General features: G+C 68.2%; 9 protein-coding genes. 5 read left to right on the top strand and 4 right to left on the bottom strand.

Annotated features, from left to right (window positions below):
- Positions 1–29: 29 nt before the first annotated feature.
- The gene (locus ACFYRU_RS29975) at positions 30–1,013 is read right to left on the bottom strand and encodes a hydroxyacid dehydrogenase (RefSeq protein ID WP_387664485.1); all 984 of its coding nucleotides are present in this window, start codon (positions 1,011–1,013) and stop codon (positions 30–32) included.
- Between the two features lie 130 nt (positions 1,014–1,143).
- Here ACFYRU_RS29975 and ACFYRU_RS29970 point away from each other — a divergent pair, with 130 nt between their 5' ends.
- On the top strand, positions 1,144–4,557 hold the full coding sequence (locus tag ACFYRU_RS29970; RefSeq protein ID WP_387664483.1) for a putative Ig domain-containing protein: 3,414 nt from the start codon (positions 1,144–1,146) through the stop codon (positions 4,555–4,557).
- Between the two features lie 135 nt (positions 4,558–4,692).
- Positions 4,693–5,313, top strand: a complete 621-nt coding sequence (locus ACFYRU_RS29965) for a class E sortase (RefSeq protein ID WP_387664480.1) — start codon at positions 4,693–4,695, stop codon at positions 5,311–5,313.
- Positions 5,314–5,315: 2 nt separating this feature from the next.
- Here the strand turns inward: ACFYRU_RS29965 and ACFYRU_RS29960 are convergent, their stop codons facing one another.
- The 3 genes from ACFYRU_RS29960 to ACFYRU_RS29950 form a co-directional block, all read right to left on the bottom strand.
- On the bottom strand, positions 5,316–5,696 hold the full coding sequence (locus ACFYRU_RS29960; protein WP_387664479.1) for a hypothetical protein: 381 nt from the start codon (positions 5,694–5,696) through the stop codon (positions 5,316–5,318).
- A 71-nt stretch (positions 5,697–5,767) separates the two neighbouring features.
- The gene (locus ACFYRU_RS29955; RefSeq protein ID WP_387664476.1) at positions 5,768–6,442 is read right to left on the bottom strand and encodes a hypothetical protein; all 675 of its coding nucleotides are present in this window, start codon (positions 6,440–6,442) and stop codon (positions 5,768–5,770) included.
- 145 nt (positions 6,443–6,587) lie between these two features.
- On the bottom strand, positions 6,588–9,416 hold the full coding sequence (locus tag ACFYRU_RS29950; protein ID WP_387664473.1) for a S8 family serine peptidase: 2,829 nt from the start codon (positions 9,414–9,416) through the stop codon (positions 6,588–6,590).
- 106 nt (positions 9,417–9,522) lie between these two features.
- On the opposite strand from ACFYRU_RS29950, the gene ACFYRU_RS29945 reads away from it, so the two are divergent.
- The 3 genes from ACFYRU_RS29945 (at position 9,523) to ACFYRU_RS29935 (ending at position 12,476) form a co-directional block, all read left to right on the top strand.
- Entirely contained in the window at positions 9,523–10,587 is a 1,065-nt protein-coding gene (locus ACFYRU_RS29945; RefSeq protein ID WP_387664471.1) for a LacI family DNA-binding transcriptional regulator, read from the top strand.
- Positions 10,588–10,704: 117 nt separating this feature from the next.
- On the top strand, positions 10,705–11,637 hold the full coding sequence (locus ACFYRU_RS29940; protein ID WP_387664469.1) for a carbohydrate ABC transporter permease: 933 nt from the start codon (positions 10,705–10,707) through the stop codon (positions 11,635–11,637).
- The gene (locus ACFYRU_RS29935) at positions 11,634–12,476 is read left to right on the top strand and encodes a carbohydrate ABC transporter permease (protein WP_387664467.1); all 843 of its coding nucleotides are present in this window, start codon (positions 11,634–11,636) and stop codon (positions 12,474–12,476) included. The genes ACFYRU_RS29940 and ACFYRU_RS29935 overlap by 4 nt, the downstream gene beginning before the upstream one ends.
- Positions 12,477–12,481: the final 5 nt, after the last annotated feature.

The raw sequence follows: 12,481 nt of genomic DNA, 5'->3' as shown, positions 1-12,481 counted from the left end.
TCAAGGTGTGGCAAACGTTGTCTTTGAGCTCAGGCGGCGCGGTCAAGCTCTGCCAGGCTGACGCCGTGCCGCAGCGGTTCGCCGCTGAGGAAGCGCTCGAGTTCGGCCGTTACGCAGCCGCCCAGCCGGGCGAGTTCGTTGCCGTGCGAGCCGGCGATGTGCGGCGTCACGAAGGCGTTCGGGAGCGTGAACAGCGGGGAGTCGGCGGGCAGCGGTTCGGGCTCGGTGACGTCGAGTACGGCGCTGATCCGGCCGGTGCGCAGCTCCGCGATCAGCGCGTCGGGATCGATCACCTGGCCGCGCGCGGTGTTGATGAGCGTCGCCCCCGTCTTCAGCTGCGCCAGCTCTTCCGGACCCAGCAGGTGGACCGTTTCCGCGGTCAGTGGAGCGTGCACGCTGACGATGTCGCTGGTGCTCAGCAGGGTCCCGAGATCGACCGACGCGACATCCTCGGCGTACGGGTCGTAGACCTGGACGTGGAACCCGAACTGGCGGAGCAGGTCGAGCACCTGGCGGCCGATCCGGGAGGCGCCGATCACACCGACCGTACGGCCGTGGTTGCCGACTCCCCTGTGGATGTAGCCGAGCTCGAACCAGCGGTCCCGGCGATAGCGTTCGCGCAGGTCGAAGGCCCCTTTGCCGGCCAGCAGGATCGCGCCGAGGGCGAACTCCGCGACCGGTACGGCGTTCGCGGCGGCCGCGGACGAGACCACGATGCCGCGCTCCCAGACGGCGCGGCTCAGGTGGCCCTTCACGCTGCCTGCGGCGTGCAGGATCGCGCGCAGCTTCGGGGCCTGGTCGAGGACCCGGTTGTCGACGGGCGGACAGCCCCAGCCGGTGATCAGAACCTCCACCTCGGCCAGGCGATCGGGGGCGTAGTGGTCGACCGGACCGGCCGGATCGAGCCGGACGAGCCGGTCGAGCTGTTGCCGGACGGCGGGCGGGAACAGCAGCGGCCAGTGTTCGGCGGACATGACCGCCAGCGCGAGCGGCTTTTCAGGTGTCGGAGGCATGCGGTCAGGTTGGCATAGAAAACGTTAACTATCAGCGGAGCTAAATTTTCGGGCACCGCTGGACGCTGGCGGGCGTCCGGGCGCGGTGCGAGGCTCCGACGCGCCCGTCACAACGCTTGGAGATGTTCCGATGGCCTTTCTCAGATCGATCGCACTGGCCACCCTGGCCGTGCTCCTCGCAGTCGTCGGCGTCGTACCGGTCGCCGCGGCCGCCGATCCTCCCTTGCCGGCGCTGACCCCAGTACGGTCGAGCGCCGGCTTCGTCCACCCGGGTCTCTCGGTGAGCGCCTCGTCGCTCGAGCTGGCCCGGCAACAGGTCCGCGCCGGCGCCGAACCGTGGGCGTCGTACTACGCCGCGATGACGGCGACCTCGTACGCATCCAAAACCTTCAGCTCGCGGAACCAGGGCGCCGTCGTGGACCGTCCCGGTACGGCGGCGTTCAACTCGCAGGGTGTGGAGTCGAAGTTCATCGACGACGCGTTCCGTGCGTACACCCAGGCGATCCTGTACTTCATCAACGGCGACCCGGTGTACCGGGAGAACGCCCTGAAGCTCATCCGGATCTGGGCGCACATGGACCCGAACGGGTACGTGTACTACCCGGACGCGCACATCCACAGCGGTGCTCCACTGATGCGGATGCTGGCCGCCGCTGAGCTCCTGCGCTACTCCACCGTGACCGGGCCGGCCGCCGACGGCTACGACCTGGTCTGGAACGACAGCGACACGGCGGACCTCACCGGCAACCTGATCGTGCCGCTGACGCAGACGTTCCTGTACCGCAACCGCAACTTCATGGGCCAGCACAGCTACTCGCTGATCGGCGCGATCGCCGGGTACATCTTCACCGACAACCTGCCGCGGTACCGCGAGGCGGTCGAGTGGTTCTCGGTGAACTCGACGAATCCGGACGCCGACACGAACGGTGCCTTGAGCAAGGTGATGCCGGTCATCTCGAAGGACGACCCGCGCAACCCGTACCACAAGAGTTTCGTGCAGCTGCAGGAGATGGGACGCGACCAGGCGCACGCCTGGGACGACGTGACCATGCTGACGCAGCTCGCCCGCGTGATCGACGTCCAGGGCACCAAACTCGACCCGGTCCGCGGCACGGTGTCGACGCAATCCGGCGCCGTCTCGGTGTACGCGTTCGGCGGCGACCGGCTGCTGCGCGGCTCGGAGCAGTTCTTCGCGTTCATGATGGGCAAGACGATCCCGTGGATCGACACCACCCAGCGCGGCGGCGTGCTGTCCCAGGCGTACCGCGGGCGGATCTTCGACCCGACCAACGAGTTGTACACGATCTACCGGCAGAAACTCGGACCGGCGATCGCCACGTTCGCGCCGAGCATCACCGAGCTCGCCACCCGGCAGGACGCGGGCGCGCAGTTCTACTGGGGCACGTCGGCCTACAACTTCTGGAACAGCAACCCGGACTTCAACCCGGACTCGTGGCTGTCGTTCCCGGCATCGGTTGCCGGGACGGTTCCCCCGGTGCAGCGGGATGCGCTGGTGCAAGCCGAGACGCGGACCGTTCCGATCACCCCTGGTACGACGGTCGGCGACGGGTACGTACGGATGCGGCCGGTGCCTGGCGGCACGACGATCGCCGTACGGACGCTCCTGTACGACAGCCGGGACGGATACAGCCCTGTTGGCGTACGGATCCGGACGCACGGGACGGCTACGCTGCAGATCCGGAAGGAGCAGGGGTTGGCGCCGTACTACTCGCTGACGCTGCCGGACACCGGTGGTGCGTGGCGGTACATCACGTACGACATGGACACGAGCAAGCTCCGCGGGAGCACAGGTGGCGAGTCGCTCGCGTACTACACCGTCACCGGTTCGCCGGCGGTCACGGTCGACATCGACGCGATCAACCTGCAGGCTAAGGCGCAGCTCACGCCGCCCCAGTTCGCCCAGGGTTCCGACGTACGGCTGATCGCTGTCGCCGGGGAGCCCTTGTCCACAACGCTTTCCGCCACCAACACGCTGACCTACCGTGCGACGCTGCCCGCCGGGGCGGCTCTCGACCCGGCGACCGGCACGCTGACCTGGCAGCCGACCGCGAGTCAGGTCGGCGACCACAACACGGTCGTCGTCGCGTCCGGTGCGACCACCGACGCGGTGCTGCGGGTGCGGCTGACCGTCAGCGCGACGCGCCAGGACGCGATCACCGCGGCGCTCACGGGGTACGACCCGGGGACGACGTACGTCCGGTCGACTCGCTCCGCCGTCGAGTCGGCGAAGGCCGCGGCCTCTGATGCCGTGGACGCGGACCCGGCCACGTTCGCGGCGAAGCTCGTTGCGCTGCAGGCCGCGGTCGCACGGCTCGAGAAGCTGACGCCGACGATGAGCGACGACGGATCGTTCGACTACTGGGGCCGCGCGACCTCACCGTCGCTGTCTCAGGTTGCCCTGGGCAACATGCTGGACGGCGATTTCAACACGTTCTCGGGCGACCTGCGGGCGCCTGCGGTCATCGACCTCGGCGTCGGCTTCCGGGTCACCGCGGACGCGTTCGGGCTGCAGGCGCGGTACAACTTCGCGAACCGGACGCAGGGCGCCAACGTGTACGGCTCGAACGACGGGCGGGCGTGGACGCTGCTCACGTCACGGGAGACCACCGACACGTCCGCTGCGGGCTTCGTACTGGAGAAGATCCCGGTGCGGGACGAGGTCAAGGGCCTCGCGTTCCGGTTCCTGAAGCTCCAGGTCGACCACCCCGGCGTCCCGACGGATCCGGCGTACCCGGGACTGTCGAGCTTCAGCGAGTTCCGGATCTACGGGCAGCGGTCGGAGATGAGTACGGCACTCAACTCGGTGTCGATCTCCTCGTCGGACAGCGACCCGAAACTCGCGCAGAACGGCGACACCGTGACGTTGACGATGTCGGCGACCGAACCGCTCAGCCAGGTCAGCGCGTCGATCGAGGGACAGGCCGCCACCACCACGAGTACGGACGGCCTGCACTGGAAGGCGACCGTCACGTTGCCGGACGACGTACCGTACGGCCGTCCGCTGCGCTTCACCGTCGACTACACCACCGCGGCCGGCGAACCCGGCGCGACCATCGTCGACACCACCGACGGCACCTCGCTCGACCTCTGGAACACCCGCGTCCGGACGTTGCCGATCGACCAGAGCTGGGTCACCGCCTCCAGCCCCGCCTTCCCCGGCGTCGGTACGCCCGAAGCCAACGGCTGGCGCATGTTCGACGGCAACCTGACCACCTTCACCGACACCACCTCCGGCAACGGCTGGGTCTCCGTCACCCCACCCACCGGCACCGCCCTGACCTTCAACGCGGTCCGGGTCCGCCCCCGCAGCAACCTCCCCGACCGAGCCAACGGCGACCTAGTCCAAGCCTCCACCGACGGCACCACCTGGACCACCCTCACAACCATCACCGGCATCACGACCGGCACCCAGTGGTACGTCTACCCCCTACCAACCCAAGCCACCTACCCCCTCCTCAGAATCACCGACAACCACGGCGGCTTCACCAACCTCGCCGAGGTACAACTACTGGCCGGACCCTGACCACTGCCCGAAGCGCGGCCAGGTCTTGCCCGACTCGGGGAGGATCCTGGCCCGCTACGGGGGTGAAATCCTCCCCAAGCCGGGCCTGGCCATCGGGGCGTATGGGCTCGGTCACGCTCGGTGCATACTTGGTGCATGCGGGTAGTGGTGCGGGGGGTTGGGGTTTTGTTGTTGGTGGCGGGGCTCGGGGTGTTGGGGTGGGTGGGGTGGCAGTACTTTGGTACGGGGATCACCTCGAACCGGCAGATGAGTGCGGGTGCGAACTCGCTGCAGAATCAGTGGAAGGCGCCTGTCCAGGCGGGTGCCAAGCCGTCGGCGGGGAAGCCGTTCGTGTTGTTGCGGATTCCGCGGTTCGGGGCGGGCTGGGTGAAGCCTGTGGTCGAGGGCGTGGATGCGGATGATCTCGCTCGGGGGATCGGGCATTATCCGCAGACGCAACTGCCGGGGCAGCCGGGGAACTTTGCGGTCGCGGGGCATCGGGTGACGCACGGGTCGCCGTTCCGGAAGCTGCTCGAGCTCGACAAGGGCGACCAGGTCCTGGTCGAGACGCAGGACGCGGTGTACACGTACGAGCTGGACGGCTCGCCCCGCGACCTGACCGTCAAGGCGTCCGAGACCTGGGTACTGGACCCGGTGCCGGGTAAGCGGCAGACCCCCGCGCAGTCCATCATCACCCTGACCACCTGCCAGGACCTCTTCCACTCCCCCGACCGATCAGTTGCCTTCGGCCACCTGGTGAAAGTGAGCAAGAAGTAGTTCTACGGCACCGGGGCCGGCTGATCAATGAAGTACTGCGCGACCAGGAGACCGCCGAAGAGCACTGCCGGGGCGTAGAGGAACAGCGGCCACCGGAAGGGCGAGATTCGGGCCAGGGTCGCGACGCCGGCGGGCGCGAGCGCGAAACCGAAGGCTTCGAAGACGCCCGAGCCACCGCGGAGGACTATCCACGCGCAGACCGGCACACCGATCGCCGCGGACCACGCGTACGCCCGTGAGAAGGCCCTGTCCCAGGAGTTGTGCGGCACCCAGAACTTCCAGCCAGGTGGGGGCGGGCCCCAGTCCGGGTCCGGTTGCCAGCCTGGTCCGGGGCGCCATCCGTGCGGTGGCGCCGGCCAGTTCGGCGGTGGGTTGTAGCGCATCTTTGTCCCTCTCGGCCTCGTGGTCTGCGAAGCATTGTGGGCAGATGCGGATGACATCTCGATGACATCGGTCAGGCTGCGAGCAGCGCCTGGACCATCAGGTCGTTGCGGGCGTCCTGGCCGGCCGGGACGGTGGTGTGGACACCTTCGCGGAGCAACTGGGTCAGGCGCGACGGCTTCGCGGCCAGATATTCGGCCCAGCGGACGATGTCCAGGTTCGGGTACTTCTTCTCGGCGTCGTGGATCTGGGAGTTGATCCAGGCACTGTTGCGCTGGTCGGCGACCTGGATCGCCGCGGACTTCGCGATCCGCGAGATCTGCGTGTTGACCCAGATCACCTTCCGGTTGGAGCCGACGATCCGCATCGTGCGGTCGATCTGGGCGCCGAACACCGGCGGGTTGAAGATGTCGTTCGTACCGGTCGCCATCAGGATCCGGCGCGGCAGGCCGTACTTGATCGCCCAGTTCTCCAGCGCATCCACGGCCGGTGTCGTCGGCCGGCCGGACCAGTTGTGCACCGCGAGGCTGATGCCGCGGTTGAGCAGTTTGGTGGCGAGTGCCTTGCCGTCCTGTACGGCGATGCTGTCACCGAACATGCACACACCGTCGTTGTCGCGGACGTACGTGACCGTCGCGGCGGTCGAGATCGACCGGCTCAGGATCGTCCAGTCCCCCAGGTCCCCGGAGCCGTACGGGTCGGCGGCGCTGGCGGTCCCGGCGTTTTCGGCCGCGACGGCGCCTGCCACAGCAACTGCTGCCCCCGCAACCAAGAGCTGTCTTCGATTCGGTTTCAGGTTCCCCACAGACAGGAACTGTGGGCTATACCAGCCACTACGCGCAAGTACGGCTATTGGAACGTTATACGGATTGCAGCTTGTTGCAAGATGGGGCTCAGCTGACGGTCAGGATCTTGTTCGCGGTGAACGCCTGGGCATGGTCCGCATCCGCCGGGAACCACACCCGGTACACGAGCTGCCCACGGACCGCCGGCTTGACCCCGAACGCGTACGCGCCGGTCGTGGTCAGCTTCACCGACGCGATCGGCTTCCACGCCCGGTTGACGTACTGCTGCAGGTAGACCGGTTTGCCGTAGTGCGCCGGCGCGACGTACCCACTGAACTTCGCCGCCTGTCCGAGCCGCAGCGACGCCGGCGACAGCGTGGCCGAGATCGTCGGCGCGACCGCCACGTTCAGGTCGACGCTCCGGGTCCCCATCAGGTCGGTGTTGCCCGGGAACGTCATCATGAACACCGACGACGCGAGCGGCTTGTACGCGTAGTTCACGGTCCCCGTCGACGTCGTCTTCAACGCCGCGAGCAGCTTGAACGTGGACGAGTTCTTCGGCCGTACGTACAGGTTGACCGGCAGCCCCGCGATCGCCTTGTTGTCGATCCGCAGCGTGCTCCCACGCACTGTGACCGTCCCGCCGTAGTTCACCTGGGCCGCCGTCACGGCGATCGTCGTCTTCATCCCGAGCAACTGCGACACGGCGACCGGGCTGGTCTTCCCGCCGCGGTCCTTCGCCCAGGCGGCGTACGTGTACGTCGCTCCCTGCGCGAGCCCGGTGTTCTTGACCCCTGCCCCGGTCCCCGAGTACACGAGGGTCCCCGTGGTCAGCGACGGGACCTGACTGCCGGAGTTGCGCCGGACGACGATCTGGTCGAGGTCGGGCACCGACGGCACGTTCCAGGTCAACTGAGCGGCCAGATACGCGCCACTGGCATCGAACGTCAGCTTCGGCGGCGCCGCGTCCAGCGTCGAGAACACGCTGCTGAACGGCTCCAGGTCCCCGGTCGCCTCCTGCACACCGTCGACCGAGATCCGGTACGGCGTGTTGTCGAGCAGCGGAGCCGACGGCGCCAGGACGGCCTGCTTGTTCTCGGCGTCGTACGTGACCGCGGCGCCGACCGGCGCACCGGTCTTGCCGTTCAGGAGCCGTACGTTCGTCGCGTTCACGCTGCCCGCGACCACATCCCGCGGGAACGTCACGACCGGCCGCGTGTCCAGCCCCTGACCGCTCGCGAGATCGGGCGGCGACACCTCGCGCACCGGGTAGTCGGTGCCAGGGTTCGTGCCGCCGGTGTCGCTGTCGGCGATGTCGAGCTGGTACGGCCGCGTGTCGCGGGAGCCGTTCGCGTTGCGGACCGCAATGAAAGTGCTACCCGCGGTCACACTCACGTTCGTTGCCGCCGTCAACGGACCCCACTGCGAGCCGGTCGGGTACGGCGTGACCGCGGACGTCAGCGACTTCAGGTTCCCGTCGTACACGTCGATCCGCGGCCCGAAGTTCACCGCGTACTTGTCGCCGTTGAACTCCGGCCCGGTGAGCGTGACGCTGAGGTTCCGCGCGGCCGAGCTGACCACCTCGTACCAGTCGGTCTCGCCCTCGGTGCTGATCGTGGTACTGATCGAGCCCGACAGCGGGATCGCCCGTTCCGGGGTGTCGTTCAGGTCGATCGGGTTCATCGGGAAGTCCGCGGCCCAGCGGCCGCCGAGCGCGGCGTACGCGTCCAGCATGCCGGCGCCGAAGTACGGGTCGATGCCGCGCGGGCCGGCGTCGCGGGCGGACGACTTGATCCGCGCCTGGACCTGTGCGGGCGTCAGCGCCGGCCACTTGTTCTTCACCAGCGCGGCGACGCCCGCGACGATCGACGCGGCGCACGACGTACCGCTGCAGAACCAGTACGGCGACTGGCTCAGGTTGCGGGCGCCGGTGCTGAGCACGTCCCAGCCCGGCGCGGCGACGTCGACCCAGTCGCCGTACGAGCTGAAGTCGGTCAGTACGCCGCCCGCGTTCGTCGCGGCGACGGCGATCACCTCTGGGTACGCCGCCGGGTACTGCGCGACGTTGCTGCCGTCGTTGCCAGAGGCCGCGACCACGATCACGCCCTTGGCGATCGCGCGGGTGATCGCGTCGTGCAGGACCTGGCTGTCGCCGGGGTTCGCGATCGAGATGTTCAGCACAGTCGCGCCGTGCGCGACGGCCCAGTCGATGCCCTCGACCAGGTCGAGGTCGTTGGCGACCCCATCGGACCCGGCGACCTTGACCGGCATCACCTTCGAGTTCCAGCCGACGCCCGCGATGCCGGCGCCGTTGTTCGTACCCGCGGCGACGATGCCGGCGACCATCGTGCCGTGGCCGTTGTCGTCGACCGGGTTCGGACGGGTGGTCGAGACCGCGTTGTACCCGGCGACGAGGTGGCCCGCCAGATCCGGGTGACCCGAGTCGATCCCGGTGTCGAGGACCGCGACGATCTGGTTGCCGGTGGACTTCGAGACGTCCCACGCCTGCGGTACGCGGACGGTGTTCAGGTACGCCTGCTGCGTGGACGCGAAGTACGGGTCGTTCGGTACGGCGGCCACGCGGCGCCGGTAGCTCAGCGACGCGAGCTCGACCGTCGGGTCGGCCTTGACCTTCTTGAGCAGATCCCGCGCGGGCAGGCTGCCCTTCAGCTTGACGACGTCCCCGGCCGACTCGTCGACCGCGCCGAACTTGGACGCCGCTGCCTTCCGCGCCGACGCGGTGGCCTTCCGCTTGAACTTCACCAGCACCGCGTTCGGCTCGACGTCGGCGACGGACGCCCCGTGCCGGGCGAACCCAGGACGGTACGGCGCCGGCTCGGCCGCCGAACCCGACGAGCCGCTCAACGCCACCACCGAACCGGCGACCAACACCGCCGGCAGCCCCCACCGCAGCAGCTGAACAGGACGAACCGACACAACGCCCCCAGATCTCGGAGTTACGAACGCGGGGAGTATGTCAGAGGTCTGCGCCGGAATCCCTGTCCCGGCGATGTCAATACGTGCAGCTCTCTATGCTGAGCTCATGTCGAACCAGGCCAAGCCGGCGCGCCGCGGGGTCAAGGGGCATCCGAAGTCGGGGCCCTCGATCGGTGACGTGGCGCGCCTGGCCGGGGTCTCGGCGCAGACCGTCTCGCGCGTCTCGACCGGCGCCGACCCGGTCCGCCCCGAGACGAAGGAACGCGTCCTCGAGGCGATGCGGCAGCTCGGGTACGCCCCGAACCACGCCGCCCGCGCCCTGCGCCGCGGCAACTTCCGCTCGATCGGGCTGATGGCGCCGAAGATCATCCGGACCGGCGAGTCCAAGACGATCGAGGCGGTGATCGACGCCTCCCGCCGGGAGGGGTACTCGGTCAGCCTGGTCGACGTGGAGACGCCGTCGTCCAGCGATGTCAGCGACGTCAGCGACGCCGTGCAGCAGCTCAACCACCAGGCGATCGACGGCCTGATCATCATCCGCGCCGCGACCGCGACGCCGACCTCGCTCGCGCTCCGCCCGACGCTGCCGGTCGCGGTCTCGGACTCCCGGTTCATCGGGCACCATCCGTCGATCGGCGCGGACCAGATCGGCGGCAGCCGGGCCGCCGTACAGCACCTGCTGGACCTGGGCCACAAGACCGTGCACCACATCGCCGGGCCGGACGGCTCGGGGCCTGCCGAGATCCGGGTGACCGCGTGGCGCCAGGCCCTGGAGGAGGCCGGCCGCACGGTGCCCGCGATCGTCCGGGGCGACTGGTCCGCGGACTCCGGCTACGAGCTGGGCAAGGCGCTCGCGAAGCGCAGGGACCTGACCGCGGTGTTCGCGGCCAACGACGAGATGGCCTGCGGGCTGATCCACGCCCTGCACGAGGCCGGCCGCGAGGTACCGCGCGACGTGAGCGTCGTCGGCTTCGACGACATCGACCTCGTCGAGCACTTCTGGCCGCCGTTGACGACGGTCCGGCAGCCGTTCCAGCAGATCGGCACCGAGCTGGTCGAGCTGATCCTGCGGCAGCTCCGGCAGGGCGCCCCGCTGGTCGACCTGCACGGCACGGTGACCGCGCCGCTGATCGTGCGCGAAAGCACCGCGGCACCGCGCAAGCGCCGCTAGCGCCGCTGATCCCTAGATCACGTTCCCTCCCCTATGGACATGTTCACGTAAACACGCTAGCGTCCACGCCAGATTGTTTGCGTAAACAGAAACAAACAGAAACGGAGGTCGACGGACATGGCGGAGTCCGTGGCCCAAGAGCCGGCCCAGCAGGTGGTGAGCCTGCCCACGACCCGGCGGAAACGGGCGTCCACGGACGGTAAGGGGTGGCTGTTCGTCGGCCCGTTCCTGGCCGTCTTCGCGGTGACGTTCCTGGCGCCGATCGGGTACGCGATCTACCTCAGCCTGTTCCGTGAGCAGGCGTTCTTCGGCGGTCGCGCGTTCGTTGGCCTGTCCAACTACACCGAGGCGCTGCAGGACCCGAAGTTCTGGCAGGCGTTCGGCCGGGTGGCGATCTTCCTGGCCGTCCAGGTGCCGATCATGCTCGGCCTGGCACTGCTCGCGGCGCTCGCGATCGACAGCGCCCGCCTGCACGCGGCCGGCTTCTTCCGGATCGTGATCTTCCTGCCGTACGCCGTACCCGGCGTGGTGGCCGTGCTGATGTGGGGCTACATCTACGGCGACAACTTCGGCCTCGCGGCGAACCTCAACGATCTGCTCGGGACCGCGATCAAGCCGCTCAGCAGCGGGTGGATGCTGCCGTCGATCGCCAACATCGTCACCTGGGAGTTCGTCGGCTACAACATGCTGATCTTCTTCTCGGCGCTGCGCACGGTTCCCGGTGAGCTGTACGAGGCGGCCGCGATCGACGGCGCGAACACGTTCCGGACGATCCTCGCGGTCAAGCTGCCGGCGCTGCGCGGGGCGATCGTGATCGCGACGATCTTCTCGATCATCGGCAGCTTCCAGCTCTTCAACGAGCCGAACATCCTGCGCACGCTGGCGCCGAACGTGATCAACACGTACTACACGCCGAACATGTACGCCTACAACCTCTCGTTCGCCGGCCAGCAGTTCAACTACTCCGCCACTGTCGCGATCGTGATGGGCGTCATCACCGCGATCATCGCCTACGTCGTCCAGCTGCGCGGATCCCGGGAGGCGCTGTGAAAACCAAGCGCTCGAAAGTACTGACCGGCGTGATGGTCCTCTATCTGCTCTACACGATCGTCCCGCTGGCCTGGTTGTTGCTCAGCGCAACGAAGACCCAGGACGACCTGCTGTCGACTCCCGGGCTGTGGTTCGGCAAGAGCTTCGCGTTCTTCGGCAACGTCAAGGACACGCTGACCTACGACGGCGGGATCTTCCTGCACTGGTTCGCCAACACGGTGTTGTACGTCGTGGTCGGCGCCGGCGGGGCGACCCTGCTCGCGACGGCGGCCGGGTACGGGCTGGCGAAGTACAAGTTCGCCGGCCGGCGCGCGGTGTTCGCCGTACTGCTCGGAGCCGTCGCCGTACCGGGCACCGCGCTGGCCGTACCGACGTTCCTGATGTTCTCCAACCTCGGGCTGACGAACACCGTGTGGGCGATCATCATCCCGTCGCTGGTCAGCCCGTTCGGCCTGTACCTGATGTGGGTCTACTCGACCGACGCGGTCCCGCCGGAGCTGCTCGAGGCGGCCCGGATCGACGGCGCCGGTGAGGTCCGGACGTTCTTCACGGTGTCGCTGCGGCTGCTCGCGCCGGGCGTCGTCACCACCCTGCTGTTCGCGATGGTCTCGACCTGGAACAACTACTTCCTGCCGCTGATCATGCTCAGCAAGCCGAATCTGTACCCACTCACGGTCGGGCTCACCCAGTGGAGCAACCAGGCGACCGGAGTGGGCGCCCGCCCCATCTACAACCTGGTGATCACCGGATCGTTGCTGACGATCGTCCCCCTGGTGATCGCCTTCCTGCTACTCCAGCGGTTCTGGCAGTCCGGCCTGTCCGCAGGCAGCGTCAAGTAGTTCTG

It is taken from the genome of Kribbella sp. NPDC004536, from assembly GCF_042873835.1.
GTDB lineage: Bacteria > Actinomycetota > Actinomycetes > Propionibacteriales > Kribbellaceae > Kribbella.
Note: the sequence above shows the minus strand (reverse complement) of the source record. Positions and strands in the feature narration are given on the sequence as shown.

Bases quoted from the DNA above. Each gene is read 5' to 3' on its own strand.
- ACFYRU_RS29975 (WP_387664485.1), bottom strand. From the start codon at position 1,013: ATGCCTCCGACACCTGAAAAGCCGCTCGCGCTGGCGGTCATGTCCGCC.
- ACFYRU_RS29970 (WP_387664483.1), top strand. From the start codon at position 1,144: ATGGCCTTTCTCAGATCGATCGCACTGGCCACCCTGGCCGTGCTCCTC.
- ACFYRU_RS29965 (WP_387664480.1), top strand. From the start codon at position 4,693: ATGCGGGTAGTGGTGCGGGGGGTTGGGGTTTTGTTGTTGGTGGCGGGG.
- ACFYRU_RS29960 (WP_387664479.1), bottom strand. From the start codon at position 5,696: ATGCGCTACAACCCACCGCCGAACTGGCCGGCGCCACCGCACGGATGG.
- ACFYRU_RS29945 (WP_387664471.1), top strand. From the start codon at position 9,523: ATGTCGAACCAGGCCAAGCCGGCGCGCCGCGGGGTCAAGGGGCATCCG.
- ACFYRU_RS29940 (WP_387664469.1), top strand. From the start codon at position 10,705: ATGGCGGAGTCCGTGGCCCAAGAGCCGGCCCAGCAGGTGGTGAGCCTG.